Origin of the sequence: Mycobacterium sp., from assembly GCF_004298145.1 — a bacterium.
Classification (GTDB): Bacteria; Actinomycetota; Actinomycetes; order Mycobacteriales; family Mycobacteriaceae; genus Mycobacterium.
Genome location: NZ_SCRH01000031.1, coordinates 25,656 through 52,641 on the forward strand (window position 1 = coordinate 25,656; position 26,986 = coordinate 52,641).

The 26,986-nt window shown below is 67.7% G+C and carries 29 protein-coding genes, 1 tRNA gene and 1 pseudogene; 30 read left to right on the forward strand and 1 reads right to left on the reverse strand.

Going from position 1 to position 26,986, the window contains the following annotated elements; translation table 11 throughout:
• The first annotated feature begins 40 nt into the window (after positions 1-40).
• The 14 genes from EPN51_RS11785 (at position 41) to xerD (ending at position 13,866) form a co-directional block, all read left to right on the forward strand.
• Positions 41-646 carry a DNA-3-methyladenine glycosylase gene (locus tag EPN51_RS11785; RefSeq protein WP_293042405.1) on the forward strand — a complete coding sequence of 202 codons (606 nt, stop codon included), beginning with the start codon at positions 41-43 and terminating at the stop codon, positions 644-646.
• Positions 647-738: 92 nt separating this feature from the next.
• Positions 739-2,001: a tyrosine--tRNA ligase gene (gene tyrS / locus EPN51_RS11790; protein WP_293042469.1), complete on the forward strand. Its 1,263-nt coding sequence runs from the start codon at positions 739-741 to the stop codon at positions 1,999-2,001.
• 126 nt (positions 2,002-2,127) lie between these two features.
• A complete protein-coding gene (locus tag EPN51_RS11795) occupies positions 2,128-2,490 on the forward strand; it encodes a DUF732 domain-containing protein (RefSeq protein ID WP_293042408.1) in 363 nt (120 codons plus the stop codon).
• Positions 2,491-2,518: 28 nt separating this feature from the next.
• Positions 2,519-3,319, forward strand: a complete 801-nt coding sequence (locus EPN51_RS11800) for a tetratricopeptide repeat protein (RefSeq protein WP_293042411.1) — start codon at positions 2,519-2,521, stop codon at positions 3,317-3,319.
• Between the two features lie 18 nt (positions 3,320-3,337).
• Complete coding sequence (locus EPN51_RS11805) at positions 3,338-4,369, forward strand: HAD-IIA family hydrolase (RefSeq protein ID WP_293042413.1); 1,032 nt, start codon at positions 3,338-3,340, stop codon at positions 4,367-4,369.
• 23 nt (positions 4,370-4,392) lie between these two features.
• Positions 4,393-4,578, forward strand: coding sequence for a hypothetical protein (locus EPN51_RS11810; RefSeq protein WP_293042415.1), 186 nt, complete (start codon positions 4,393-4,395; stop codon positions 4,576-4,578).
• 8 nt (positions 4,579-4,586) lie between these two features.
• Positions 4,587-5,396: a TlyA family RNA methyltransferase gene (locus EPN51_RS11815; RefSeq protein WP_293042417.1), complete on the forward strand. Its 810-nt coding sequence runs from the start codon at positions 4,587-4,589 to the stop codon at positions 5,394-5,396.
• Positions 5,393-6,319: an NAD kinase gene (locus tag EPN51_RS11820; protein WP_293042420.1), complete on the forward strand. Its 927-nt coding sequence runs from the start codon at positions 5,393-5,395 to the stop codon at positions 6,317-6,319. Before EPN51_RS11815 ends, EPN51_RS11820 begins: the two co-directional genes overlap by 4 nt.
• A 25-nt stretch (positions 6,320-6,344) precedes the next feature.
• Positions 6,345-8,117 (forward strand): DNA repair protein RecN, encoded by a 1,773-nt coding sequence (gene recN, locus EPN51_RS11825; RefSeq protein WP_293042422.1) that lies wholly within the window; start codon positions 6,345-6,347, stop codon positions 8,115-8,117.
• Between the two features lie 182 nt (positions 8,118-8,299).
• Positions 8,300-9,481 carry a putative cytokinetic ring protein SteA gene (gene steA / locus EPN51_RS11830; RefSeq protein WP_293042424.1) on the forward strand — a complete coding sequence of 394 codons (1,182 nt, stop codon included), beginning with the start codon at positions 8,300-8,302 and terminating at the stop codon, positions 9,479-9,481.
• Positions 9,482-10,426: a copper transporter gene (locus EPN51_RS11835; RefSeq protein ID WP_293042426.1), complete on the forward strand. Its 945-nt coding sequence runs from the start codon at positions 9,482-9,484 to the stop codon at positions 10,424-10,426.
• Between the two features lie 122 nt (positions 10,427-10,548).
• Positions 10,549-12,300: a CTP synthase gene (locus tag EPN51_RS11840; RefSeq protein ID WP_293042428.1), complete on the forward strand. Its 1,752-nt coding sequence runs from the start codon at positions 10,549-10,551 to the stop codon at positions 12,298-12,300.
• Complete coding sequence (locus tag EPN51_RS11845) at positions 12,293-12,925, forward strand: NUDIX hydrolase (RefSeq protein WP_293042431.1); 633 nt, start codon at positions 12,293-12,295, stop codon at positions 12,923-12,925. Before EPN51_RS11840 ends, EPN51_RS11845 begins: the two co-directional genes overlap by 8 nt.
• Positions 12,922-13,866: a site-specific tyrosine recombinase XerD gene (gene xerD / locus EPN51_RS11850; protein ID WP_293042434.1), complete on the forward strand. Its 945-nt coding sequence runs from the start codon at positions 12,922-12,924 to the stop codon at positions 13,864-13,866. The genes EPN51_RS11845 and xerD overlap by 4 nt, the downstream gene beginning before the upstream one ends.
• A 113-nt stretch (positions 13,867-13,979) precedes the next feature.
• Here the strand turns inward: xerD and EPN51_RS11855 are convergent, their stop codons facing one another.
• On the reverse strand, positions 13,980-14,732 hold the full coding sequence (locus EPN51_RS11855; protein ID WP_293042436.1) for an O-methyltransferase: 753 nt from the start codon (positions 14,730-14,732) through the stop codon (positions 13,980-13,982).
• A 236-nt stretch (positions 14,733-14,968) separates the two neighbouring features.
• On the opposite strand from EPN51_RS11855, the gene EPN51_RS11860 reads away from it, so the two are divergent.
• From EPN51_RS11860 to EPN51_RS11935, 16 genes and pseudogenes are all read left to right on the forward strand, one after another.
• Positions 14,969-15,832, forward strand: a complete 864-nt coding sequence (locus tag EPN51_RS11860) for a ParA family protein (protein ID WP_293042438.1) — start codon at positions 14,969-14,971, stop codon at positions 15,830-15,832.
• A complete protein-coding gene (locus EPN51_RS11865; protein WP_293042441.1) occupies positions 15,829-16,647 on the forward strand; it encodes a segregation/condensation protein A in 819 nt (272 codons plus the stop codon). The genes EPN51_RS11860 and EPN51_RS11865 overlap by 4 nt, the downstream gene beginning before the upstream one ends.
• Positions 16,648-16,694: 47 nt before the next feature.
• Positions 16,695-17,402 (forward strand): SMC-Scp complex subunit ScpB, encoded by a 708-nt coding sequence (gene scpB / locus EPN51_RS11870; RefSeq protein WP_293042472.1) that lies wholly within the window; start codon positions 16,695-16,697, stop codon positions 17,400-17,402.
• The gene (locus EPN51_RS11875; RefSeq protein WP_293042444.1) at positions 17,402-18,145 is read left to right on the forward strand and encodes a pseudouridine synthase; all 744 of its coding nucleotides are present in this window, start codon (positions 17,402-17,404) and stop codon (positions 18,143-18,145) included. The genes scpB and EPN51_RS11875 overlap by 1 nt, the downstream gene beginning before the upstream one ends.
• Entirely contained in the window at positions 18,142-18,831 is a 690-nt protein-coding gene (cmk, locus tag EPN51_RS11880; RefSeq protein WP_293042447.1) for a (d)CMP kinase, read from the forward strand. The genes EPN51_RS11875 and cmk overlap by 4 nt, the downstream gene beginning before the upstream one ends.
• Positions 18,828-20,228, forward strand: coding sequence for a ribosome biogenesis GTPase Der (der, locus tag EPN51_RS11885; RefSeq protein ID WP_293042450.1), 1,401 nt, complete (start codon positions 18,828-18,830; stop codon positions 20,226-20,228). The genes cmk and der overlap by 4 nt, the downstream gene beginning before the upstream one ends.
• A gap of 230 nt (positions 20,229-20,458) precedes the next feature.
• Positions 20,459-20,532 (forward strand) — tRNA-Pro (locus EPN51_RS11890).
• A gap of 90 nt (positions 20,533-20,622) precedes the next feature.
• The gene (locus tag EPN51_RS11895) at positions 20,623-21,816 is read left to right on the forward strand and encodes a site-specific integrase (RefSeq protein WP_293042452.1); all 1,194 of its coding nucleotides are present in this window, start codon (positions 20,623-20,625) and stop codon (positions 21,814-21,816) included.
• Between the two features lie 198 nt (positions 21,817-22,014).
• Complete coding sequence (locus EPN51_RS11900; RefSeq protein ID WP_293042454.1) at positions 22,015-22,233, forward strand: helix-turn-helix domain-containing protein; 219 nt, start codon at positions 22,015-22,017, stop codon at positions 22,231-22,233.
• Positions 22,230-22,718, forward strand: a complete 489-nt coding sequence (locus tag EPN51_RS11905) for a hypothetical protein (protein ID WP_293042456.1) — start codon at positions 22,230-22,232, stop codon at positions 22,716-22,718. The genes EPN51_RS11900 and EPN51_RS11905 overlap by 4 nt, the downstream gene beginning before the upstream one ends.
• Positions 22,715-24,496, forward strand: a complete 1,782-nt coding sequence (locus EPN51_RS11910; protein WP_293042459.1) for a hypothetical protein — start codon at positions 22,715-22,717, stop codon at positions 24,494-24,496. Before EPN51_RS11905 ends, EPN51_RS11910 begins: the two co-directional genes overlap by 4 nt.
• Positions 24,497-24,550: 54 nt before the next feature.
• The gene (locus EPN51_RS11915) at positions 24,551-24,814 is read left to right on the forward strand and encodes a hypothetical protein (protein ID WP_293042461.1); all 264 of its coding nucleotides are present in this window, start codon (positions 24,551-24,553) and stop codon (positions 24,812-24,814) included.
• Between the two features lie 257 nt (positions 24,815-25,071).
• Complete coding sequence (locus tag EPN51_RS11920) at positions 25,072-25,644, forward strand: hypothetical protein (RefSeq protein ID WP_293042463.1); 573 nt, start codon at positions 25,072-25,074, stop codon at positions 25,642-25,644.
• 211 nt (positions 25,645-25,855) lie between these two features.
• Entirely contained in the window at positions 25,856-26,236 is a 381-nt protein-coding gene (locus EPN51_RS11925; RefSeq protein WP_293042465.1) for a hypothetical protein, read from the forward strand.
• A 154-nt stretch (positions 26,237-26,390) separates the two neighbouring features.
• Positions 26,391-26,555, forward strand: coding sequence for a helix-turn-helix domain-containing protein (locus EPN51_RS11930; protein WP_293042467.1), 165 nt, complete (start codon positions 26,391-26,393; stop codon positions 26,553-26,555).
• A gap of 112 nt (positions 26,556-26,667) precedes the next feature.
• Positions 26,668-26,986: pseudogene (locus tag EPN51_RS11935) on the forward strand (hypothetical protein); the annotation flags it as partial.

Consider the following 26,986-nt stretch of genomic DNA (forward strand, 5'->3'; position numbering starts at 1 on the left):
ATTGGTCGAGGCTGGACGACGATCTCGCGTAAGCACGGCTGTGGACCAGCTGTCGGTCGACCCGGTCGAGGCCGCGCGCCGGTTGTTGGGCGCCACCCTCACCGGGCGGGGCGTGACGGCCATCGTCGTCGAGGTCGAGGCGTACGGGGGAGTTCCCGACGGTCCGTGGCCGGACGCCGCGGCGCACTCGTACAAGGGTCTGCGGGCCCGCAACTTTGTCATGTTCGGGCCGCCCGGGCGGCTCTACACCTATCGCAGCCACGGCATCCACGTCTGCGCGAACGTCTCGTGCGGACCCGACGGCACCGCGGCCGCGGTGCTGTTGCGGGCCGCCGCCCTCGAGGACGGCACCGACGCGGCCCGCGCCCGCCGCGGCGAACTCGTGCACACCGCGGCGCTGGCGCGCGGCCCGGGAAACCTGTGCGCTGCCATGGGAATCACCATGGACGACAACGGAATTGACCTGTTCAGCCGCACCAGCCCGGTGACCCTTGAGCTGCACGAGCCGCTGACCTCGGTGTCCGGTCCGCGGGTGGGTGTCAGCCAGGCCGCCGACCGGCCGTGGCGGTTGTGGCTGCCCGGCCGCTCGGAGGTCTCGGCGTACCGTCGCAGCCCCCGCGCGGCGGCGCCGGGCGACAGCGACTAAACGCGGCGAACGTCGAGTCGTTGGGCGAGAACGCCCCGATACCGCGCCACAAGTCGACGTTCGGCATCATCGCTCTGGAAGACTCGTACACCATGATCCTCGACGAGCTGGGCTGGCGCGGCCTGATCGCGCAGTCCACCGACCTCGATGCGCTGGCCGCCGAAGCCCGGCGCGGGCCGATGACGGTGTACGCCGGCTTCGACCCCACCGCGCCCAGCCTGCACGCCGGGCACCTGGTGCCCCTGCTGGCGTTGCGCCGGTTTCAGCGGGCCGGTCATCGCCCGATCGTGCTCGCCGGCGGTGCCACCGGCATGATCGGCGATCCGCGCGACGTCGGCGAGCGGACCCTCAACGAGGCCGACACCGTGGCCGAGTGGACCGAACGGATCGGGGGACAGCTGCAACGCTTCGTCGACTTCGACGAATCACCCACCGGCGCGGTCGTCGTCAACAACCTGGACTGGACGCGTCCCCTGTCGGCGATCGAGTTCCTGCGCGACGTCGGCAAGCACTTCTCGGTCAACGTCATGCTGGACCGCGACACCGTCCGGCGGCGCCTGGACGGCGACGGCATCTCCTACACCGAATTCAGCTACATGCTGTTGCAGGCCAACGATTACGTCGAACTGCACCGCCGCTACGGCTGCCGCCTGCAGATCGGCGGCTCCGACCAGTGGGGCAACATCATCGCCGGGGTACGGCTGGTCCGCCAACAGCTGGGCGCCTCGGTCCATGCGCTGACGGTGCCGCTGGTGACCGCCGCCGACGGCACCAAGTTCGGCAAGTCCACCGGCGGCGGCAGCCTGTGGCTGGACCCCGCCCTGACCACCCCATACGCCTGGTACCAGTACTTCTTCAACACCGCCGACGCCGACGTGATCCGCTACCTGCGGTGGTTCACGTTCTTGACGGCCGACGAGCTGAGCGAGCTCGAACAGGCCACGGCGGACCGCCCTCAACAACGCGCCGCCCAGCGGCGGCTGGCGCGCGAACTCACCGTGCTCGTGCACGGCGAGGCGGCCACCGAGGCGGTCGAGCACGCCAGCCGGGCGCTGTTCGGGCAGGGCGAGCTGGACCGCCTGGACGAGGCCACGCTGGCGGCGGCGCTGCGCGAGACGTCGGTCGCCGAGCTCAAACCCGGTGGCCCCGACGGGATCGTCGACCTGTTGGTCGCCAGCGGTCTGTCGGAGAGCAAGAAGGCCGCGCGGCGCACCATCGGCGAAGGCGGCGTCTCGGTCAACAACGTCCGCGTCGACGACGAGGACTGGGCGCCGCAACCGTCCGACTTCCTGCACGGCCGATGGCTGGTGCTGCGCCGTGGCAAACGCACCGTCGCCGGGGTCGAAAAGGTCTAGACCGCCTAGCCCGCTTAGCCCGCTTAGCCCTTCCCAGGCCCGAACCGCTCCCGCAAAACGCGTACGTGCACAGTTCGTTACCTCACCGTGTCGTCGGCGTGATCCGCGGGGACCACTGTTGTCACGGTGATTTTCGCGACGCGTGTGCGGTTGACCGTCCTGCCGATCCTGGGGGTGATCACGGGCTTGGTAGCGCTGGCCGCGGCACTGTCGGCGCCGATCCGCGCCGACATGCTCGGGAATGCTTTCCTGTCGGCGCTGACGAACGCCGGGATCTCCTACGCCCAACCGACCGGCACCACGGCGATGGGACAGTCGGTGTGCCCGATGCTGTTCGAGCCCGGTGGGTCCTTCGACGCCGTGACGTCCAAGATGGCCGAGGGCAACGGAATGTCCTACGAGACGGCGGGCAGGTTCACCATTGTCGCGATCGCGACCTACTGCCCGGCGATGATCGCGCCGCTGCTGAGCAACCGGCTGCACGGCTAGCCGAATCATTGCCCGTATCCTCGGCAGCGTGGTCGACGACAGGCAGAGGCACCGCGGCGAGCGTGGGGCGCGGCCGGCATCCGGCGGATGGTCCGGTCCGGGCCGTGCGCGGGCGGCTCAGCCACAGAGCGCCGGGCGCCGGGAGGCGCAGGCCGATCGCGCGCCGCAGGACGGGCCGCCGGTACCGCCGGGCGTGGAGGCCAACCAGCTGGCACCCGACATTCGCCGCGAACTGAGCACCCTGGACCGCGCCACGGCCGACGCGGTGGCGCGCCACCTGGTCGCGGCGGGCGAGTTGCTGGACGAGGATCCCGAGGCGGCGTTGCTTCATGCCCGCGCGGCGCGGGCCCGGTCCAGCCGCATCGCCACCATTCGGGAGGCGGTCGGGATCGCCGCCTACCACTGCGGCGACTGGTCGCAGGCGCTGGCGGAGTTGCGCGCCGCCCGCCGGATGGGCAGCAAGTCCTCGTTGCTCGCGTTGATCGCCGATTGCGAACGCGGGCTTGGCCGCCCGGAACGGGCGATCGAACTCACGCGCGGGCCGGAGGCCGCCGAGCTGTCCGGCGACGACGCCGACGAGTTACGCATCGTCGCCGCCGGGGCGCGGGCGGACCTCGGACAGCTGGAGCGGGCGCTGACCGTCTTGTCCACGCCGCAACTGGATCCCAGCCGCACCGGCTCCACGGCGGCGCGGCTGTTCTACGCCTACGCGGACACGCTGCTCGCGCTCGGCCGCGGCGACGAGGCGCTGCACTGGTTCCTGCGTTCGGCGGCCGCCGACGTCGACGGCGTCACCGACGCCGAAGACCGGGTCAGCGAACTCGGCTGACGTGACGGATTCGACCGCGTGAAAAGCCTTGCGCAGGAATATGACTGCCTGCTGATCGACCTGGACGGTACGGCGTTTCGCGGCCGCCAGCCCACCGAGGGCGCGGTGCAGGCGTTGGCCGAGTTGCGTAGCCGCGCGTATTTCGTGACCAACAACGCGTCCCGCAGCGCCGACGAGGTCGCCGCGCACCTGAGCGACCTCGGTTTCACCGCCACCGCCGACGACGTCGCCACCAGCGCCCAGAGCGCGGCGCGGCTGCTCGCCGATCAGCTGCCCGCGCAATCGCCGGTGCTGATCGTGGGCACCGAGGCCCTGGCCGGCGAGATCACGGCCGTCGGGCTGCGCCCGGTGCGCCGCTACGACGACGCCCCGGCCGCCGTCGTGCAGGGCCTGTCCCTGACCGTCGGCTGGCCCGATCTCGCCGAGGCCGCGCTGGCCATCCGGGCCGGCGCGCGGTGGGTGGCGGCCAACGTCGATCTCACCTTGCCCACCGAGCGCGGGCTGTTGCCGGGCAACGGATCCCTGGTGGCCGCGCTGCGGGTGGCCACCGGCGCCGAACCCCAGGTCGCGGGCAAGCCGGCGCCCGCGCTGCTGCTCGACGCGGCGGCCAGGGGCGACTTCCGCGCGCCCTTGGTGATCGGCGACCGGCTCGACACCGACATCGAGGGCGCCAATGCCGCCCAGCTACCCAGCTTGATGGTGCTCACCGGGGTCAATTCCGCGCGGGACGCGGTGTACGCCAAGCGTGCCCAGCGCCCCACCTACATCGGCCATGATCTGCGCTCGCTGCACACCGACGGCGAACAGCTCGCGGTGGGGCCGCAGCCGGGCTGGCGGGTCGACGTCGCGGACGAGGCGATCACCGTCAGCGCCGGCGGCCCGAACAAGGGGCCGGAGGACGGCGACGGCCTGGCGATCGTTCGCGCGGTCGCCAGCGCGGTATGGGCAGCGGCCGGCCCCGATTCCGACGAGCCCCGGGTGCGCATCGAGGCCGCCGACGACCGGGCGCGCGCCGCGCTGCAGCGCTGGTCTTTGGTGCACACCGACTGACGGGTGACTAGCGTAGGAACGCGATGACTATCGACCCCGATCAGATTCGCGCCGAAATCGACGCCTTGCTGGCCCGGCTGCCCCATCCCGGCGAGCAGCAGGATCCCGAGAAGGTGCCCTCGCTCGACGAGCTCGAAGAGATCGCGCGCCGCCTCTCCGAGGCGCACGACGTCCTGCTGGCCGCGCTGGAGTCGGCGGAGAAGGGCTGAGTGCGCGCATGTCTCGACGCGCCCGCGTTGACGCCGAGCTGGTACGGCGCGGGCTGGCCCGGTCGCGTCAGCAGGCCGCGGAGTTGATCGGCGCCGGCAAGGTGCGCATCGACGGGATGCCCGCGCGCAAGCCCGGCACGGCCGTCGCCGTGACCGCGGCCCTGACCGTGGCCACCGACGGTGAACGCGGCTGGGTCTCCCGCGGGGCGCACAAACTCATCGGGGCCCTGGACGCCTTCGGGATTGCCGTCGCGGGCCGGCGCTGCCTGGATGCCGGCGCGTCGACGGGTGGCTTCACCGAAGTCCTGCTCGATCGCGGGGCCACCGAAGTGGTTGCCGTGGATGTGGGATACGGCCAGCTGGCGTGGTCGCTGCGCAGCGATTCACGGGTGGTCGTCGTCGAGCGGACCAACGTTCGTGACCTGACGCCGGAGGCGATCGGCGGGCCGGCCGACCTCGTGGTGGCGGACCTGTCGTTCATCTCGCTGTCCACGGTGTTGCCGGCGCTGGCTGGATGTGCCGCACCGAACGCGGATATCGTTCCCATGGTGAAGCCACAGTTTGAGGTGGGCAAGGGCCAGGTCGGTGCGGGCGGTGTGGTTCACGACCCCGGCCTGCGCGCCGATGCCGTTTCGCGCGTCGCGCGTCGCGCCGGCGAGCTGGGTTGGCACACCGTCGACGTCACCGCCAGCCCGCTGCCGGGGCCGTCGGGCAACGTCGAATACTTTCTCCGGCTGCGCGCCCAGACCGATCGTCCGCTCGCCGGCGACGCGCTGGTGGCGGCGGTGCGGCACGCGGTGGAAAGCGGGCCGCGGTGAGTCCAGCCGAACGTACCATTTTGCTGGTCGTCCACACCGGTCGCGAAGAAGCGACCGAGACGGCCCGTCGTGTACAGAAGACGCTCGGCGACAATGGGATTGGGCTTCGCGTCCTGTCCGCCGAGGCGGTCGACAGGGGGCCGTTGCACCTGGCCCCCGATGACATGCGGGCGATGGGCGTGGAGATCGACGTGGTCAACGCCGACGCGCAAGCCGCCGAAGGCTGCGAACTGGTGCTGGTACTCGGTGGCGACGGGACGTTCTTACGGGCCGCCGAATTGGCACGCAACGCCGATATTCCGGTGCTCGGCGTGAACCTGGGCCGGATCGGCTTTTTGGCCGAGGCCGAGGCCGAAGCCATCGAACAGGTGCTGGACCATGTTGTCGCACAAGACTATCGGGTGGAGAAACGCTTGACGCTCGATGTGGTCGTGCGTCAGGGCGGCCGCGCCTCCGCGCACGGCTGGGCGCTCAACGAAATCAGCCTGGAAAAGGGCCCCCGGCTCGGCGTGCTGGGGGTGGTGGTCGAGATCGACGGGCGGCCGGTGTCCGCCTTCGGCTGCGACGGCGTCTTGGTATCGACGCCGACGGGATCCACCGCCTACGCGTTCTCCGCGGGCGGTCCGGTGTTGTGGCCCGACCTCGAGGCAATCCTGGTGGTACCCAACAACGCCCACGCGCTGTTCGGTCGCCCCATGGTCACCAGCCCGAACGCCACCATCGCGATCGAGGTCGAGGCGGACGGCCACGATGCCCTGGTGTTCTGCGACGGCCGCCGGGAGATGCTGATCCCGGCCGGCAGCCGGATCGAGGTGAAACGCTGTGATACGGCGGTGAAGTGGGCCCGGCTGGACAGCGCCCCGTTCACGGATCGGTTGGTGCGCAAGTTCCGGCTGCCGGTGACCGGGTGGCGCGGGAACTGACGGCGCAGCGCGGGGTTCTCACTGAATGCTGACTGAAATCCGCATCGAGTCGCTCGGGGCGATCAGTTCCGCGGTCGGGGAGTTCGACCGCGGCCTGACCGTATTGACCGGGGAGACCGGCGCCGGGAAGACCATGGTGGTGACCGGGCTGCACCTGCTCGGCGGTGCCCGCGCAGACGCCACCCGGGTCCGGTCGGGCGCTGACCGGGCTGTCGTCGAAGGTCGTTTCAGCACAACCGATCTCGACGAGGCCATGGTGGTGCGGCTCGATGAGATGCTGGACGCGTCGGGCGGGGAACGCGACGAGGACGGCAGCGTGATCGCGCTGCGCTCGGTCAGCCGCGACGGGCCGTCGCGCGCGTCGCTCGGCGGCCGCAGCGTGCCCGCGAAGTCGCTGGGCGACTTCACCGCGGGGCTGCTGACCTTGCACGGGCAGAACGACCAGCTGCGACTCATCCGGCCCGAGGAGCAGTGTGGCGCGCTGGACCGGTTCGCCAAGGCGGGCCCGGCGCTCGAGCGCTACTGCAAACTGCGCGACGCCTGGCTCTCGGCGCGACGCGACCTGCTCGACCGCCGCAACCGCATGCGCGAACTCGCGCTGGAGGCCGACCGGCTGACGTTCGCCCTCAACGAAATCGACGCCGTGGACCCACAACCCGGTGAGGACGACGCCCTGGTCGCCGAGATCGTGCGGCTCTCCGAACTGGACACCCTGCGCGAAGCCGCGGCCACCGCGCGCGCGGCGTTGTCCTCCGACGAGACGGATGGGGTCGCGCTGGGTGCCACCGACAGCCTGGGAAAGGCAAGGGCCGCACTGGAATCCACCGACGACGCGAAGCTGGTGGCGTTGGCCGGCCAGATCGGCGAGGTGCTGACCGTGCTCGTCGACGCGGCCGGTGAACTGGGCGGCTTCCTCGAGGAGCTGCCGGTCGATGCCAGCGCGCTGGAATCCAAGCTGGCCCGCCAGGCCGAACTGCGCACACTGACCCGCAAGTACGCGGCGGACATCGACGGGGTGATCCGGTGGGCCCAGGAGTCGCGGCAACGGCTCGCCCAACTCGACGTCACCGAGGAAGGCTTGACGGCGCTGGCGGCCCGGGTCGACGAGCTCGGCCGCGAATTGGCCGGGGCCGCGGCCGATCTCAGCAACACACGGCGCAAGGCCGCCAAGCGACTCGCCAAGGAGGTCACCGCCGAGCTGTCGGGGCTGGCGATGGCCGACGCCCGATTCACCATCGACGTGAGCCTGGATGCCGTGCCGGACGCCGCGGCGCCCGCCGACGACTCGGCCGCGCTGCGGCTGCCGTCGGGCGAGCTCGTCCGCGCCGGCGCCGACGGCGTCGACCAGGTCGAGTTCGGGTTCGCGGCGCACCGCGGGATGGACCAGCTGCCGCTGGCCAAGAGCGCCTCCGGCGGCGAGCTGTCCCGGGTGATGCTGGCCTTGGAGGTGGTGCTGGCCACGTCCCGCAAAGAAGCGGCGGGCACCACCATGGTGTTCGACGAGGTCGACGCGGGCGTGGGGGGCCGGGCGGCCGTGCAGATCGGGCGTCGGCTGGCGAGGTTGGCGCGCACCCACCAGGTCATCGTGGTCACGCATCTGCCGCAGGTGGCGGCGTACGCCGACGTGCACCTGGTGGTGCATGCCGCCGGGCCCAAGGGAACGAGCGTGGTGCGGCGCCTGGGCGGCGACGAGCGGGTCGCCGAGCTGGCGCGGATGCTGGCCGGGCTGGGCGAATCCGACAGCGGCCGCGCGCACGCCCGCGAGCTGCTCGAGGCGGCGCAGAAAGACGAGATCTGACGAGATCTAAGGCCGCGAGCGTCGACTTGTTGTGGGCGTCCGGCCCCATTTCGCGCATCAGGTCGACATTCGAGACCGGTTCGGCATCCACCTGTTACTAATGTGACTCTAGATAACTTCTGAGGCTGGTGTTACGGCGCGCCTCCCCACCTCGCCCACGCATCCCCGACAGAATCGCCCCCATGAAGATGTCAGGCCTGCTTTCCCGTAATCCCGCCCGGCCGGGCCTGGTCGGCACCGCGCGCGTCGACCGGAACATCGATCGATTGCTGCGCAGGGTCTGCCCCGGCGACATCGTCGTGCTCGACATCCTGGACCTGGATCGCATCACCGCGGACGCCCTGGTGGAGGCCGACATCGCCGCCGTCGTCAACGCATCGCCGTCGGTGTCGGGCCGCTACCCCAATCTGGGGCCTGAGGTGCTGGTCAACAACGGTGTGACCCTGATCGACGAGGCCGGACCCGACATCTTCAAGAAGGTCAAAGACGGCGCCAGGATCCGCCTGTACGAGGGCGGGGTGTACGCGGGTGATCGCAGGCTGGTCCGCGGCACCGAGCGCACCGATCACGACATCGCCGACCTGATGCGGGAGGCCAAGAGCGGCCTGTCCGCCCATCTGGAGGCGTTCGCCGGCAACACCATCGAGTTCATCAAGAGCGAGAGCCCGCTGCTGATCGACGGGATCGGCATCCCAGACGTCGACGTCGACCTGCGTCGTCGGCACGTGGTGATCGTCGCCGACGAGCCCAGCGCCGAGGACGACCTCAAGTCGCTCAAGCCGTTCATCAAGGAGTACCAGCCGGCGCTGATCGGTGTCGGCGGCGGCGCGGACGTGTTGCGCAAGGCGGGCTACCGCCCACAGGTGATCGTCGGCGACCCCGACCAGATCAGCACCGACGCGCTCAAGTGCGGCGCCCAGGTCGTGTTGCCCGCCGACGCCGACGGCCACGCGCCCGGGCTGGAGCGCATCCAGGATCTCGGTGTCGGGGCGATGACGTTCCCGGCCGCGGGTTCGGCGATCGACCTGGCCCTGCTGCTGGCCGATCACCATGGCGCCGCGCTGCTGGTGACGGCCGGCCACACCGCCAACATCGAGACGTTCTTCGACCGCACCCGCGCCCACAGCAACCCGTCCACCTTCCTGACCCGACTGCGGGTCGGGGAAAAGGTGGTGGACGCCAAGGCCGTGGCGACCCTGTACCGCAACCACATCTCCGCGGGCGCCATCGCGCTGCTGGCGCTGACGATGCTGATCGCGGTGATCGTCGCCCTGTGGGTGTCGCGCACCGACGGTGTGGTGCTGCATTGGGTCACCGACTACTGGAACCACTTCTGCCTGATGGTGCAGAAGTGGGTCACCTAGATGATCTCGTTACGCCAACATGCCCTGTCGCTGGCCGCCGTGTTCCTGGCGCTGGCCGTGGGCGTCGTGCTGGGCTCCGGCTTCTTGTCGGACACCTTGTTGTCCAGCCTGCGTGACGAGAAGAAGGACCTGAACACGCAGATCAGCGGGCTCAACGACCAGAAGAATGTGCTGAACGAAAAGCTCAGCGCGGCAAACAATTTCGATACCCAACTGGTTGGCCGGATAGTGCACGACGCGCTGGCCGGCAAATCGGTGGTGGTGTTCCGCACCCCGGATGCCAAAGACGACGACGTGGCCGCGGTGTCGAAGTTCATCGGCCAGGCCGGCGGGGCGGTGACCGGGACGGTATCGCTGACGCAGGAGTTCGTCGAGGCCAACTCGGCGGAGAAGCTGCAGACGGTGGTGAACTCGTCGGTGCTGCCCGCCGGTCAGCAGCTCAGCACCAAGCTCGTCGACCAGGGTTCGCAGGCGGGTGACCTGATGGGCATCGCGCTGCTGGCCAACCCGAACCCGGCCGTCCCGCAGGTCGACGAGCCTCAGCGCAACACCGTGCTGGCGGCGCTGCGCGACACCGGCTTCATCACCTACCAGGCGACCGATCACATCAGCGCGGCGAACGCCGCGCTGATCGTCACCGGCGGCTCGCTGCCCCAAGACGCCGGGAACCAGGGTGTCAGCGTCGCCCGGTTCTCGGCCGCGCTGGCACCGCACGGCTCGGGCACGCTGCTCGCCGGGCGCGACGGTTCGGCGACCGGGGGTGCCGCCGTCGCCGTGACTCGCGCCGACGCCGGTTTGAATGCCGCGGTCAGCACGGTCGACGACGTGGACGCCGCGCCCGGACGCATCACCGCGGTGCTGGGTCTGCACGACCTGATGAATGGTGGTCACGCCGGCCAGTACGGCACCGGTCACGGGGCGACGTCGATCACGGTGCCCCAGTAGCGGGCGTGTTAGCCGCGACACAGCGCGGCTGATGTTAGGGTGGGTTTCCGTGGGTCGGCAGGCCCATCTAGTTATTCGCTAGAACAATTTTCAAGCCCTGCCCGTCTTCACGGAGGTCGCCTGTGCGAAAGCACCCGCAATCCGCCACCAAGCACCTCTTCGTCAGCGGGGGAGTCGCTTCCTCGTTGGGTAAGGGCTTGACCGCCAGCAGCCTCGGTCAGCTACTGACGGCGCGTGGGTTGTATGTGACGATGCAAAAGCTCGATCCGTACCTCAACGTCGACCCGGGCACGATGAACCCGTTCCAGCACGGCGAGGTCTTCGTCACCGAGGACGGCGCCGAGACCGACCTCGACGTCGGGCACTACGAGCGGTTCCTGGATCGCGATCTGTCCGGCTCGGCGAATGTCACTACGGGCCAGGTGTATTCGACCGTCATCGCCAAGGAACGCCGCGGCGAATACCTCGGCGACACCGTCCAGGTGATCCCGCACATCACCGACGAGATCAAACGGCGCATCATGGCGATGGCCGAGCCCGACGCCCAGGGCAACCGCCCCGATGTCGTCATCACCGAAATAGGCGGCACCGTCGGCGACATCGAGTCGCAGCCCTTCCTGGAGGCGGCCCGCCAAGTGCGTCACGACCTGGGCCGCGAAAACGTGTTCTTCCTGCACGTCTCGCTGGTGCCCTACCTGGCCCCGTCGGGCGAACTCAAGACCAAACCCACCCAGCACTCGGTGGCCGCGCTGCGCAGCATCGGTATCACCCCGGACGCGCTGATCCTGCGCTGTGACCGCGACGTCCCCGAGGCGCTGAAGAACAAGATCGCGCTGATGTGCGACGTCGAAATCGACGGCGTCATCTCCACCCCGGACGCCCCGTCGATCTATGACATCCCCAAGGTGCTGCACCGGGAAGAGCTCGACGCCTATGTGGTGCGCCGGCTCAATCTGCCGTTCCGCGACGTCGACTGGACCGAATGGGACGACCTGCTGCGCCGGGTGCACGAGCCGCACGAAACCGTGCGAATCGCCCTGGTGGGCAAATACGTTGAACTCTCCGATGCTTACCTGTCGGTCACCGAGGCGCTGCGTGCCGGCGGGTTCAAGCACCACGCCAAGGTGGAGCTGGTCTGGGTGGCGTCCGACGACTGCGAGAGCGCGGCCGGTGCCGCTGCGGCACTGGGCGACGTGCACGCTGTGCTGATCCCCGGCGGGTTCGGGATCCGCGGCATCGAGGGCAAGCTCGGCGCCATTCACTACGCGCGCACACGGGGGCTGCCGGTGCTTGGCCTGTGCCTCGGCCTGCAATGCATCGTGATCGAGGCCGCCCGCTCGGCCGGGCTGACGGAGGCCAACTCGGCCGAATTCGACCCGGACACACCGGATCCCGTCATCTCGACGATGGCCGATCAGGTCGACATCGTCGCCGGCGAGGCCGACCTCGGTGGCACCATGCGCCTGGGCGCCTATCCCGCCGTGCTGGAACCGGATTCGATTGTGGCCCAGGCGTATGGCACCACAGAGGTGTCCGAACGGCACCGGCACCGCTACGAGGTGAACAACGCGTACCGCGACAAGATCGCCGAAAGCGGTCTCAGGTTTTCCGGCACCTCTCCCGACGGTCACCTGGTCGAGTTCGTCGAGTACCCGCCGGACGTGCACCCGTTCATCGTCGGCACCCAGGCTCATCCGGAGCTGAAGAGCCGGCCCACCCGGCCGCACCCGTTGTTCGTCGCGTTCGTCGGGGCGGCCATCGAGTACAAGGCGGGCGAACGGTTGCCGGTGGAAATCCCCGAGCAGTCGTCCAACGGCATCCAGCACCGGGACAGCGCCGCGCGGCCCATACCTGAGCCCGCGTCCCGTGGCTGAACACGTCTTCTCCACGGCGTCTTCCGAAACGCTGTACACCGGAAAGATTTTCGCGCTGCGCAGCGACCGGGTGCGGATGCCGGGCGACACCACCGCGGTGCGCGAGGTTGTCGAGCACTACGGGGCGGTCGCCGTCGCGGCGCTGGACGACGACAACAACATCGCGATGGTCTACCAATACCGGCACGCGTTCGGCCGGCGGCTCTGGGAGCTGCCGGCCGGGCTGCTCGACGTCGCGGGGGAGCCGCCGCAGCAGACGGCCGCCCGCGAACTCCACGAGGAGGTCGGCCTGCAGGCGGCCACCTGGCAGGTGCTGGTCGACCTCGACTCCGCGCCGGGCTTCAGCGACGAATCGGTGCGAATTTATCTGGCCACCGGGCTGCGCGAGGTGGGCAGGCCCCAGGCGCATCACGAGGAAGCCGACATGAGGATGAGCTGGTTTCCCATCGCGGATGCCGCCCACCGGGTGCTGCGCGGCGAGGTCGTGAATTCCATTGCCATCGCCGGGATTCTGGCGGCCCGTGCCGTCATCGAGGGGTTCGCACCGCCTCGGCCGGTGGACAGTCCGTGGATCGACAGGCCCAAGGCATTTGCTGCTCGAAAAGCGGGGCAGGCCGGGCCATGACAACGGCACTTACGCTGGACACGCAACTCCAGGGCTACCTCGACCACCTCACGATCGAGCGCGGCGTCGCGGCGAACACGCTGAGTTCATATCGCCGAGATCTGCGCCGCTACACAAAACACCTGTCGGGCCGTGGAATTCACGATCTGGCCGAGGTGGGCGAGAACGACGTCAGCGAATTCCTGGTGGCGCTGCGCCGCGGCGACCCGGATACCGGCGCGGCGGCGCTGTCGGCGGTGTCGGCGGCGCGTGCCCTGATCGCGGTGCGCGGCCTGCACCGGTTCGCCGCGGCCGAAGGGCTGGCCGAACTCGACGTGGCGCGCGCCGTCCGCCCGCCGACCCCGGGCCGCCGCCTGCCCAAGAGCCTGACCATCGACCAGGTCCTGGCGCTGCTGGAGGGTGCGGGGGGCGAGAGCCCGGCCGACGGCCCGCTGACCCTGCGGAACCGGGCGCTGCTGGAACTTCTGTACTCCACCGGCGCGCGGATCTCCGAAGCCGTCGGCCTCGACGTCGACGACATCGACACCCAGGCCAGGTCGGTGTTGTTGCGCGGCAAGGGCGGTAAGCAGCGGCTGGTGCCGATCGGCCGGCCCGCCGTGGCCGCGTTGGACGCCTATCTGGTGCGCGGACGCTCGGAGCTGGCGCGCCGCGGGCGCGGGACGCCGGCCATCTTCCTCAACGTGCGCGGCGGGCAGTTGTCGCGGCAAAGCGCGTGGCAGGTCCTGCAGGATGCGGCCGAGCGCGCCGGGATCACGTCGGGTGTGTCGCCACACATACTGCGGCATTCCTTCGCCACCCACCTGCTCGAGGGCGGTGCCGACGTGCGCGTGGTGCAGGAGTTGCTCGGACACGCCTCGGTGACGACGACGCAGATCTACACCATGGTCACCGTGCACGCGCTGCGAGAAGTGTGGGCCGAAGCCCATCCGCGGGCCCAGTAGCGAGCACACCCCCTTCGCGCCGAAAACCCCTTCGCGCCGAAGACCCCCTTCGCGCCGAACGTCGAGTTGTTGCGCGAAAATGGCGGGCGGAATCGTCGACAACAAGTCGACGCTCAGCCCAGGTAGTCGGACTCCAGCACCAGGTCGGACATCAGCGACTGGTACTCGAGGTGGGTCTTGTGTTCGATCGTGTTCCACACCTTGCCCTGCTGCCGGTGCATGTACTCGCGATACTTCGGTGCGCCCGGCACCCGCACGTTGTCGGCGACCACGATCGAGCCCGGATGTAACCAGCCCCGATCCAGGATGCTCTTCAGGTCGTCCAGGTAAGCGTCCTTGTCGTGATCGAGAAACACGAAATCGAGTGCGCCGGAGGCAAACCCGTGCTGGTTGGCCAGCGCGTCCAGGGTGCGGCCACCGTCGCCGATGGTGCCGACCACACACGTCACGCGGTCGGCCACACCGGCATGGGCCCAGATCTGGCGGGCGTTGGCGGCGTTGGCCTCGGCGAGTTCGACCGAGAACACCTTGGCCGACGGCGCGGCCCGGGCGATGCGTAACGCGCCGTAGCCGCAATAGGTGCCCAGTTCGAGCGCGAGCGCCGGATCGGCGCGGCGCACCGCGGCGTCGAGCAGCAGCCCCTTCTCGTCGCCGACGTTGATCAGCATCGACTTCTCGTAGGCGAACTTGTCGATGGTGGTCAGCACGTCGTCGATGTCGCCGGCCCGGGCGTTCCGCAGTACGTACTCGACGGCGGCCGCTTCGCGCCCGTCACCGATCTGGCCCGTCGTGGTGATGTTGCGATTGCCGACGGCCATCCGCCAGACCGACCATCGCAACAGGGGCATCCGTCGCTTGAGATCCATAGGGGCCACGATAGGCCGAACCCCGATAGTGCTATCGCCGGCGACAGCATTTTTCGGCGGCCACATCCACCCTCAAAACTGGTGCGGCTGTGACGGAAGTGAATAGGCTGTCGGGATGTGCGTTTCACCACCGATTTCGCCTCATATTGGCTGGTTAATTGCCTGCGGGTCGCCGGGTTTCGGCGCGTGGACCCGTTAGACTTTCGGTCGATGTTCACTTCCCGAACACCCCCGCCATGACCGAGCAGCCGGACAGCGGCGTCGAGCTCGGCCTGACCGGGCGGCCGCCGCGGGCGATCCCGGAGCCGCAGCCGCGCACCTCGCACGGCCCGGCCAAAGTCGTCGCCATGTGCAACCAGAAGGGCGGCGTCGGGAAGACCACGTCCACCATCAATCTGGGTGCCGCGCTCGCCGAATACGGCCGCCGGGTGCTGCTGGTGGACATGGACCCGCAGGGCGCGCTGTCCGCGGGCCTGGGCGTCCCGCACTACGAGCTGGACAAGACCATCCACAACGTGCTGGTGGAGCCGCGGGTGTCGGTCGACGACGTGCTGCTGCAGACCCGGGTCAAGTACATGGATCTGGTGCCCAGCAACATCGACCTGTCGGCCGCCGAGATCCAGCTGGTCAACGAGGTGGGGCGCGAACAGACCCTGGGCCGGTCGCTGCACCCGGTGCTGGACCGCTACGACTACGTGCTGATCGATTGCCAGCCGTCGCTGGGACTGCTCACCGTCAACGGCCTGGCCTGCTCGGACGGTGTGGTGATTCCCACCGAGTGCGAGTACTTCTCGCTGCGCGGCCTGGCGCTGCTGACCGACACCGTCGACAAGGTGCGCGACCGCCTCAACCCGAAACTCGAGATCAGCGGAATCCTGCTCACCCGCTACGACCCCCGCACGGTCAACTCGCGCGAGGTGATGGCCCGGGTGGTGGAGCGGTTCGGTGACCTGGTGTTCGACACCGTCATCACGCGCACCGTCCGCTTCCCGGAGACCAGCGTGGCCGGCGAACCCATCACCACGTGGGCCCCGCGATCCACCGGGGCCATCGCGTATCGCGCGCTGGCCCGCGAGTTCATCGACCGATTCGGCGCGTGAACGCGACTGCAAACGGTGAGGCGCCCCAGCAGAACGGCTTTCAGGTCCGCCTGACCAATTTCGAGGGCCCGTTCGATCTGCTGTTGCAGCTGATCTTCGCCCATCGCCTCGACGTGACCGAGGTGGCGCTGCACCAGGTCACCGACGACTTCATCGCCTACACCCGCGAAATCGGTCCCCAGCTGGAGCTGGAGGAGACCACCGCGTTCCTGGTGGTGGCCGCGACCCTGCTTGACCTGAAGGCTGCCCGGCTGCTGCCGGCCGGGCAGGTCGACGACGACGAAGACCTGGCGCTGCTGGAGGTGCGCGACCTGCTGTTCGCGCGGCTGCTGCAGTACCGCGCGTACAAGCACGTTGCCGAGATGTTCGCCGAGCTGGAGGCCAGCGCGCTGCGTAGCTATCCGCGCGCCGTGTCGCTGGAGGACCGGTTCACCGAGCTGCTGCCCGAGGTGATGATCGGCGTCGACGCCGACCGCTTCGCCCAGATCGCGGCGATCGCGTTCAGCCCGCGGCCCGTCCCGACGGTGTCGGTCGGGCACCTGCACCAGGTTCAGGTCTCGGTTCCCGAGCAGGCCAAAAAATTGTTGGCGATCCTCGAAGCGCGAGGTAGCGGCGCGTGGGCCACGTTCTCCGAGCTGGTCGCCGATTGTGAGGCGTCCATGGAGGTGGTCGGGCGCTTCCTGGCGCTGCTCGAACTGTATCGGTCGCGGGCGGTAGCATTCGACCAGTCAGAGCCGCTTGGCGTGCTCCAAATTTCGTGGACCGGGGAACGTCCGGTCAGTGAAGCCTTGGTAGAAGTGCGGGACGAAACATGAATGGCGCCGGTGACGACGCGGAGCACAGCGATGCGGAGGACGCGCGCGTGACCGATGTGCTGCCTGGCGTCGATCTGGATGCGGCTCTCGAGGTGGGCATCCCGGACATCGCCGAGGCAGCGCCGATGGAATCCGAGGAACTCGGCTCCGTATTGGAGGCGCTGCTGCTGGTGGTGGACACCCCGGTCACCGCGGAGGCGCTGGCGTCCGCCACGCAACAACCGGTGTATCGGATCGCCACCAAGCTGCAGGAGATGGCCGAGGAACTGACCGCGCGTGACAGCGGTATCGACCTGCGGACAAACAGCGAGGGTTGGCGGATGTACACCCGCGCCCGGTTCGCGCCCTACGTGGAGAAGCTGCTGCTGGACGGCGCGCGGTCAAAGCTCACCCGGGCCGCGCTGGAGACGCTGGCCGTCGTCGCCTATCGCCAGCCCGTGACACGCGCGCGGGTGAGCGCGGTCCGCGGCGTCAATGTCGACGCCGTGATGCGCACCCTGCTGGCGCGCGGCCTGATCACCGAGGCCGGAGCCGACGACGACACCGGCGCCGTGATGTTCGCCACCACCGAGCTGTTCTTGGAGCGCCTGGGGCTGACGTCGTTGGCCGACCTTCCGGACATCGCGCCGCTGCTCCCCGACGTGGACACGATCGAGGACCTCAGCGAATCCTTGGACAGCGAGCCACGTTTCATCAAACTTTCCGGCGGTCAGGCATCCGACCCGGCGCTGACGTTCGACGTGGACCAGGATTGATGGTCGAAACTGAGGGGATCCGGCTGCAAAAAGTGTTGTCCCAAGCCGGAATAGCGTCGCGGCGGGCCGCCGAGAAGTTGATCATCGAAGGCCGTGTCGAGGTGGACGGGCGGGTGGTGACCGAACTGGGCACCCGCGTCGACCCGGACGCTTCGGTGATCCACGTCGACGGCGCCCGGATAGTCCTCGACGATTCCCAGGTGTATCTGGCGCTGAACAAGCCGCGCGGGGTGCACTCGACCATGTCGGACGACCGCGGCCGGCCGTGTATCGGCGATTTGATCGAACGCCGAGTTCGCGGCAACAAGAACCTGTTTCACGTCGGGCGGTTGGACGCCGACACCGAAGGGCTGATCCTGCTGACCAACGACGGCGAACTCGCCCACCGGCTGATGCATCCCTCCCACGAGGTGCCCAAGACGTATCTGGCCACGGTGACCGGCTCGGTGCCGCGTGGCGTCGGTAAGTCGCTGCGCGCGGGGATCGAGTTGGATGACGGGGTGGCGCGGGTCGACGAATTCGCGGTGGTGGACGCCATCCCGGGTAAGACGCTCGTGCGGGTGACGTTGCACGAAGGGCGTAATCGCATCGTGCGCCGGCTGTTGGCGGCCGCGGGATTCCCGGTGGAATCGTTGGTGCGCACCGATATTGGGCCGGTTTCGCTTGGCAAGCAGCGGCCGGGCAGCATCCGGGCGCTGGGGCGCGACGAGGTGGGGCAGCTGTACAAAGCGGTCGGCCTGTGAGCGAAACGAGCGTCGTGGTGGCCATCGACGGCCCGGCGGGGACCGGAAAGTCCTCGGTGTCAAAGGGGTTGGCGAAGGCCCTGGGGGCGCGCTATCTGGATACCGGAGGGATGTATCGGATGGTGACGTTGGCGGTCTTGCGCGCTGATATCGACCCAGATGACGCACAGGCCGTCGCGCACACGGCGGAAGCCGTGCAGATGGCGGTCGATTACCAGCCCGACGGGGACCGATATTTCCTGGGTGGAGAGGATGTTTCAGCGGAGATCCGCGGCGATCAGGTCACCGCCGCCGTGTCGGCGGTGTCGTCGGTTCCCGCCGTGCGCACCCGGCTGGTCGGCTTGCAACGCGAAATGGCCGACGGCATGGGCAGTGTCGTCGTCGAGGGCCGAGACATCGGCACCGTCGTCCTGCCCGACGCGCCGGTGAAGATTTTCCTGACGGCGTCGCCCGAAACGCGGGCGCGCCGACGCAACGATCAGAACGTGGCGGCCGGGCTGGCCGACGATTACGACGCCGTGCTCGCCGACGTCCGCCGCCGCGACCATCTGGATTCCACCCGCGCGGTGTCGCCGCTGCGGGCGGCGCCTGACGCGGTGGTCGTCGATACCGGCGAGATGACCGAGGCGCAGGTGATTTCCCGCCTGCGGGATCTGGTCAAGCAGCGAAGCGGGGCGGTGCGATGACTCACGACGGCACGTGGACTGACGAAAGCGACTGGGGGTCCGTCGAATTCGGCCTGGACGAACAGGAGGAGGCCGGTCCGGCGCCCGTGGTGGCGGTGGTCGGCCGGCCCAACGTCGGCAAGTCGACCCTGGTGAACCGGATCCTGGGGCGGCGGGAAGCGGTCGTGCAGGACGTCCCGGGCGTCACCCGCGACCGAGTGTCCTACGACGCGCTGTGGACCGGCCGTCGGTTCATCGTGCAGGACACCGGGGGATGGGAGCCCGACGCCAAGGGGCTGCAGCAGCTGGTGGCGGAACAGGCCTCTGTGGCCATGCGCACCGCCGATGCGGTGATCCTGGTGGTGGATGCCGTGGTCGGCGCCACTACCGCCGATGAAGCCGCAGCCCGGATTCTGCTGCGGTCGGGAAAACCAGTGTTCTTGGCCGCCAACAAGGTTGACAGTGACAAGGCCGAAGCGGACGCGGCGATGTTGTGGTCGCTGGGGCTCGGTCAGCCGCACGCGATCAGCGCGATCCACGGCCGCGGGGTCGCCGATCTGCTCGACGAAGTACTGGCCGCGCTGCCCGCGGTGTCCGAGGTGGCCCCCAAACCCGGTGGCCCTCGGCGCGTGGCGCTGGTCGGCAAACCCAACGTGGGCAAGAGCTCGCTGCTGAACAAGCTGGCCGGTGATCAGCGTTCGGTGGTGCACGATGTCGCGGGGACGACGGTGGACCCGGTGGACTCCCTCATCGAGCTGGGCGACAGGGTATGGCGGTTCGTCGACACCGCGGGTTTGCGGCGCAAGGTCGGTCAGGTCAGCGGCCATGAGTTCTACGCCTCGGTTCGCACCCACTCGGCCATCGACGCGGCCGAGGTGGTGGTCGTGCTGATCGATGCGTCGGATCCGCTGACCGAACAAGATCAGCGGGTGCTGTCGATGGTCATCGAAGCCGGCCGGGCACTGGTGCTGGCATTCAACAAGTGGGATCTGGTCGACGAAGACCGGCGCGAGCTGTTGGAGCGCGAGATAGACCGCGAACTGGTGCAGTTGCGGTGGGCGCCGCGCGTCAACATCTCCGCCAAGACCGGCCGCGCGGTGCAAAGGCTGGTGCCCGCGATGGAGGCCTCGCTGGCGTCGTGGGACGCGAGGATCGCCACCGGGCCGCTGAATTCCTGGCTGAAAGAGGTGGTGGCGGCCACCCCGCCCCCGGTGCGTGGGGGTAAGCAGCCGCGCATCCTGTTCGCCACCCAGGCCACCGCCCGCCCTCCGACCTTCGTGCTGTTCACCACGGGTTTTCTCGAGGCGGGGTATCGGCGTTTCCTGGAACGCCGGCTGCGCGAAACCTTTGGGTTCGAGGGGTCGCCGATCCGGATCAACGTGCGGGTACGCGAAAAGCGGGGAGCCAGGCGGCGCTGAACGCCTTGGCCCTCAACATGCGTGGGCCCCACCGCGACCGACGGGTAAGTCTCGATTCCGATAGCGCATCTGATAGCGCGTTCGCGAGTCGCCTAACGATCGCCAGGCTGTACTGAGTGGCTCGCGAGATCAGTGACACGCACGGCGCGGTGCAGGCGGAGGTCGCTTGGCGGGTTGGCGGAGCGTTTACGGTAGGCTTTCGACCTGCTGCCGGTGGAACCACCGGCACGCGGGCTGTGGCGCAGTTTGGTAGCGCACTTGACTGGGGGTCAAGTGGTCGCAGGTTCAAATCCTGTCAGCCCGACACAGGTCAGAGGCGTTTTTACTACCCCAATGATACGGAAATTCTTGGCGTACGCCCTTTAGTACGCCCACCAGGTCTACACTGGCCTGCATGGCGAAGCGCCGCGCCAATTCACAAGGCAACGTCTACCAGCGGCCCAATGGGCGTTGGGAGGCTCGGCTGCGCTACCGCGACCCCGACACCGGCGAGCAGAAACGCGTGAGCGTCTACGGCGCTACCCAGAAGGCGGCGCTGGCCGAGCTGGACAAGGTGCGTGACCGACTCAAAGAGGGGCAGCCGCCCCGCGACGCCACCACGACGCTTGCACAGTGGATGACCCACTGGCGGGCAACAACCCTGGCGGCGTCCGACCGCAAGCAGGCCACCCGCGAGCTGTACGCCAACCTGTCGCGCAAACACATCGAGGGCGCCCCGATCGGGCGCGTACGGCTCGACCGGCTGCGCCCGTCCGACGTCGAGAAGTTGGTCCTCGACATGCGGTCGCAGATGAAGCCAGGAGAGCGGACCGACGATAACCCGAACCCCGATCCGGTGCGGGCATTGTCCGACTCGACGATCCGGTCGACGTACACCGTGCTGCGGGCCGGCCTCGACGGCGCTGTCCGTGACGGACTACTCGCGAAGAATCCCGCGGCTGCCGTCAAACGCCCCGGCGTTGAACGGCAGGAAGCACACCACCTCGACCGCGACAACGTGGTGAAGCTCCTCGACGCTGCCCGTGGATCGCGTTATCACCCTGCGCTGGTGCTGATTGCGTCTACCGGGCTGCGGCGCGGTGAAGCCGCGGCCCTGCGATGGGAGCACGTCGACCTCGGCGCCCGTTCGCTGCGTGTCGCGGCGACCGTGGCTCGTGTCGACGGCAAGCTGATGACCACGCCGCCGAAGACGGAGCGGTCGAGGCGCGCTGTGCCGCTGTCGGTTCCGGTCGTGGAAATGTTGCGCGCACACCGCGCCCGGCAGAAGCGAGAGCGGCTACAGGCCGGCAACCAATGGCGCGAGAACGGCCTCGTGTTCGCCACCGAGTTCGGCACCCAGGTCGACCCACGGAACCTGCTGCGGACCATACAGGCCGCAGCGAAGAAGGCTGGGCTGCAAGACGTCGACGTGCATACACTGCGCCACAGCGCAGCCTCAGCGTGGCTTGAGGGCGGTGTGCACATCAAGGCGGTTGCCGATCTGCTCGGGCACAGCTCTATATCGATCACCGGGGACATTTACGGCCACGCCGAGGATGCGACCGCGCGGGCCGCGGTGGATGGCTTAGCGGATTCACTCGGGCTGTAAAGCCTCCTACTGGCACAACTTTGGTGTTGACTGGTCATAGGAGGCTGCGTTGGCCGCTACCTGCGGCGATACACGTTCTGAGCTGTAAAAGTGTTGACTGAGGCATGGCTAGACATTACAAATCACGAAAAGTTGTGGCCTACTTGTCATTAGAGAACACCGAGCGACGGTGACTTACAGGCACGAAAGGGCCGACCAATGACGACCACACAGCAACTCGTGCCCATCGGCATGACACCCGATGAAGGAGCCCGATTTGCGCTTGGCGGCGTCTCCCGGCCCACCATCTACTCCCTCGTCAAGCGCGGAGAACTCTGCCACGTCAACGTTGGGCGCCGCGGATTCATCACTGCCGCAAGCATCGACGCCTACATCGAACGATTGACCGCTAAGCGCGCGCCCGTGAGCGCGGCGTGAGCATCAATTGGCGCGACTTCGACACGTTCGGCGACGAACGGATAAAACCAATCGATGACCCCGACGATCCCGTGATCTTCAACCCGCAGGTGGGCGACACGGTGAAACTCATCTGGCCGGCCACAAAAAACGGTTTCCCAGAGGCGATGTGGGTTGTCATCGCGGACGCAGGTGCACACGGGCAACTAACCGGCACCCTTGTGAACGCACCGATCGCTCATGCGTTGGAGTACGGCGACGAAATCCGTTTTCATACCGGCGATGTTGTGCAACTGATCCCGCCGCCGGCCGCAGGAGCTAGGACGACCCTCAACGACACCGATACACCAATAATAGCAGGCGATACCACCAACAAGTGGATAGCCGACTTCGAGCGTCGCGCCATCCGCGCATCCGTCGACCCGCACTACGCCGACATGATGCCCCTCGGGGTCCGACTGCGCGCCAACATGATCCGCGCACGCCTGACGGGCGGTGCGGCATGAGCGCGAACGAAGAAACCACCTCAACCGACTGGACAGCAGCCCAACACAACGACTGGCTGTACGCGGTGTTCGGTGACCCCAAGTTGCCGCACCGAGCTAGTGTGCTCGGCGCCGCAACGGCTTTCCAGCTCGGGCGGAAGGGAAGCTTCCGGGCATCTCTGCGGGAGCTGGCACACGCCGCCGGCATCAGCGATAGGCTGGCTAGGCGGGCGGTGTCCGACCTTCGGGACGCCGGCTACTGGCGGGTCGGCATGAGGCCCGGGCGCATGAGCTATCAGATAGACCTTCTGCCTCAGGCGCCAGGCGCGCCACTCGAGGCCCTCGAATGGCACGAAACACTAGCCCAGAACCGCAGATACGCAACCAAGGACCGCCCCGCCGCAGACGGCTACGAGGAGAAGGCCACCATACTGCGGGACTTGTGGCGGGATCCGCACACATCGCTTCAGGCGAAACGGGTAGGTGCGTCGGCGATCTACCGGCTCGCCGGGCACCGCAGCGCATTCCACGCCCAGACCGACGAGCTATACGCAGCCTCCGGCACGACACGGAAGATGGCGCGCCCCGCTATCGCGGAGCTGGCCGCCAGGCTCTACTGGAACATCGAGCCCATCGCCGACAGCGTCGCCAGCGACAAATACGAACTCATCTCGCCGCCTGAGCGGCGCGCCCTGTGGCGGAAGGCCGAACAGGACTATCTATCTAATGTCAATAGGTGGCTTTACGCCGAGGGACGGCACATCGAAAAATGGTCAGAAGGCTTGCAGAGTTTCTGGGCTGAACTGCTCGAAATGGAACGAAAGCCTTATATCGACTGGTTCGCAGCGGAGCAAGCGTATGTGGCGCAGTGCAACGAATGGCTCGCCGTGGAGTTCGGCTATGATCATAAATTCCACAAATCAGTCTTCGACCTGTTGACATTCGCGGGCATAGACGACGATACAGCCTTTAGCGCTGCGACCCAGAAACTGGCCGAGCATAAGAATGGGCTATTCCCCGGCGTCGGCGAACTCGTCGCTGTCATGGAGGGAATCAAGCGCATCGCCTTGGACGAGTCGCAACCGTGGGGTGGCCCAGGCCACCGCAGCGTGCAACTCCTGGAACCGACCGCCGCCGACCTATTTGCCGCAAACGAGGCTTGGGCGGCCGATGCCGCCGCCGAACGGGCCGACCGAGACGTGGCCGGATGCGGTGAGTACACGGCGGCCGAAAATGGTCAGGGTGCGGCCCATATTGGTCAGGGTGCGGCCGAAATTGGTGAGGGTGCGGCCCATATTGGTGAGGGTGCGGCCGAAATTGGTCATGAAAAACTCGCTGACCAGCAAGAACGGTTTCTAAGTCATGAAGGTACTAAGTACCTGAATGACGAGAAGACGCTCCCCCTACCGGACGCGCCTACGGCGCGCCGTCCGGGGTCGCTTGGAAAGACGCCCACCACAACCCCAGCGGACGACGTTAGGCACGTGGATGGCTGTTCGCTGTGCAACGACCGCGGCCTGTTCCTCGACGGCGCCCAAGACGAACACGGCCCTGCCCTGCTCTACGAAATGACCACCGCGGATGGCCTCCATTCACGAAACATCGAATGCCAACATTCCCTAGACGCCAACCTCGCGGAAATACTGCGCATCCAAGTCCGAGGTAGCTGGGAAGCCACAAAATCATGCTGGCGCCTGATTGACGACTACTTCGATTTCATTTACGAGGATGATATATACGATCCCACGACTGGTCGGATTGTTCTTGCCGACGAGGACGAATATGCCTACAATGGTTAGATACAGCGGCACTGCTGGTATTCGAAATCCACACACTCTGACGGGAGAAATGTCATGGATTCCTACTCGCCTACGGAATGGTTGGATTTCCAAAGCATCGAACAAAGCTGGGAGCTGGGCGACGACTGGTGGGCTGTCACGCTGGTCGACCACCTCGGCCGCACGTCGCTGCGGATGGTTGACGACGTCGAGCTGGCGTACCTGCGTTCAGGCCGGCGGGGGATGCGGGAATTCTCGCACGTTGCGCTGCTCGACCGCGAAGGCTGCTTGCGGCCCGAACTGCAGGCTCGCGTCAACAGGGTTGCCGCGAAACGCTAGCTGCCGCAGGCGTGGGTGGCATCCACCCGATGCGGCGCCAGCACTCGACGGGGATAGCCGTTGGGCAATCCACGGCAGCCGCAGGGTGATTCGGTGAACGCCGACCCGATCGCTCCGACGGCGCTCAGCGTTGTCTGCCCCGTCCTGTCGTGCCGTGCGCGCCGCGGAGATCGTTGCGTGATGTCTGTCGGGTGGCGTGGCTATCACTGGCAACGCGCGATGGCCGGGCTTAAAACTGAGTTCCCCGAGGTGGTCTCGTGAACACCGACCAACTGGCCGCCCTGCTCGGGGCTGCTGCAGCGGCCCCGAGGATGCGCGATGCCGCCTGCCGCAACGAAACATGGCTGTCGGACGTCGAGGCCCGCTCGTGCCGGGCAACGATCGACTCCGGAATTGATGTATGTCTTGGCTGTCGGCATATGCAGCAGTGCAGCGACTGGGTTGACAGCCTGCCGGCGGATCAACGACCGCGCGGCGTGGTTGCCGGCAGGCTGGTGGATCCAGATGCGTACCAGACGGCCAAGGCGGCGATGGCCGCCGATATGGCGGGCCGCCAACCGAAACCGGAGCGGCAGCCGAAGCCCAGCCGCCCTGTGCGGCGGTTGCGGCAGAAGATTCTGGCCGCGGTGGATAGTGCTGGCGCCGAAGGGGTGACGGTGCGGGAGGCCGCGGTGGCGTTGTATGGCGCGGATCCGACGGGTACCTGTGTCGAACTGGCTAGGCAAGCCATCCAGCGGCTGATCGCTCGCGGCGTGCTGCACCGTGTCAGTTCCGGCGGCCGCGGCCTGGCGCGGTACGGCCGCGTTGACGCCCTCGAGGCGGCGTCGTGACTGGGCGGCCGCGGGAGCCGCGGCGGGGGCGGCGTGGTTTGGCGAAGCTTCGGGCTGAGCAGACCGCGTGCATCCGGGGCCATCAATTTGATGTCGTGAACACGCGGTGGCAGGTCGACGCGGCCGGCTATTTGCATCGCCAGTGTCGGCGCTGTGCTCGTGGCACGCGGTCGGTTACGACTCATGGCCACGACGAAACGGAAGGCAGAAAATGACTGAGCACACACCGCTCGACGCGTTGGCGCATGCGCACGCGAAGGCGAAGTTCATCGCCGCGTGGGTACAGCCACACGACCCCGATGGGCAGCACCAGCTCACCAGGTACCTCAACAAGCTCGAGCGCGACCTCGGCGAGCATGTGGAGCGGTTCGGCATCGCCAACGCCACCCACTACACGACGGGGCTGCCGATTTGGAGCTTGGAGAAGCCTGCGGCGGGAGCGGATTTCGCGTGGGTATGGCATCCCGACCCGGCGCATCCGTCGAACGCGCCGCGGATCCTCGACGCGGATGCCGACCTGGGGAATGGGGAGCGGGGCACGATTGTGATCAGCTCACCGGGCCGCATCGATGTGGTGCGCCACAAGGTCTAGCGTTTGGTGTGTCGCCTATTTCGTGAAATGTCAGCTGTTGGCATATAATCGAAGGTGATTGACAGCGCCGGCGACACTTGCGGCGCCATCCACGCCGATACGGCATGTTCACCACTGGTAAAGCGGGAACGACACCCACTGAAAGCACCAGAACATGTCGTGGCTCACCACCCGAGAAGCCGCTACCCGCGCCCGCGTATCAACCAGAACGATCCAACGGATGGTCAGCAACGGATCGTTGCCCGCCAAGAGGTTTGGGCCGCGACTGGTGAGAATAGAGTCTTCCGATCTTGACGCTGCAGCGCGGAGTGTCGCATGACCGCCCCGGCGCTCGCACCCCAACCTAGCCGTCTCACCGCGTGCACTGGTTGCAGGGTGTACGGCAGGAACTGCCCGAAACGCGGAGGCGGCCAACCCGTTAGGGGCCAGCGATGAGCGGCAAGGGCGTCGAACTAGCATCCGGGTATGTCAGCCTGACCGTCAAGAAATCTGGCGACGGCCTAAAAGAGGTCGAGGCGGAGATCACCAATGTCGGCAAGACCGCCGACAAGGTCGGGAAACAGGCCGGGCAGTCCCTCAACGACGGGATTACGAAGGGCGCCAAGAACGCTGGGAAGTCCGTTGGCGACGCGATCATCGAGGGCGCGCAGAAGGGCAGCAAGAAGGCCGGCGAAGAAATCGGCAAAGAGCTCGAAAAAGCCGGCAAGAATACGAAAGTAACCCCGCAGGTCGACACCAAACCGGCCCGGG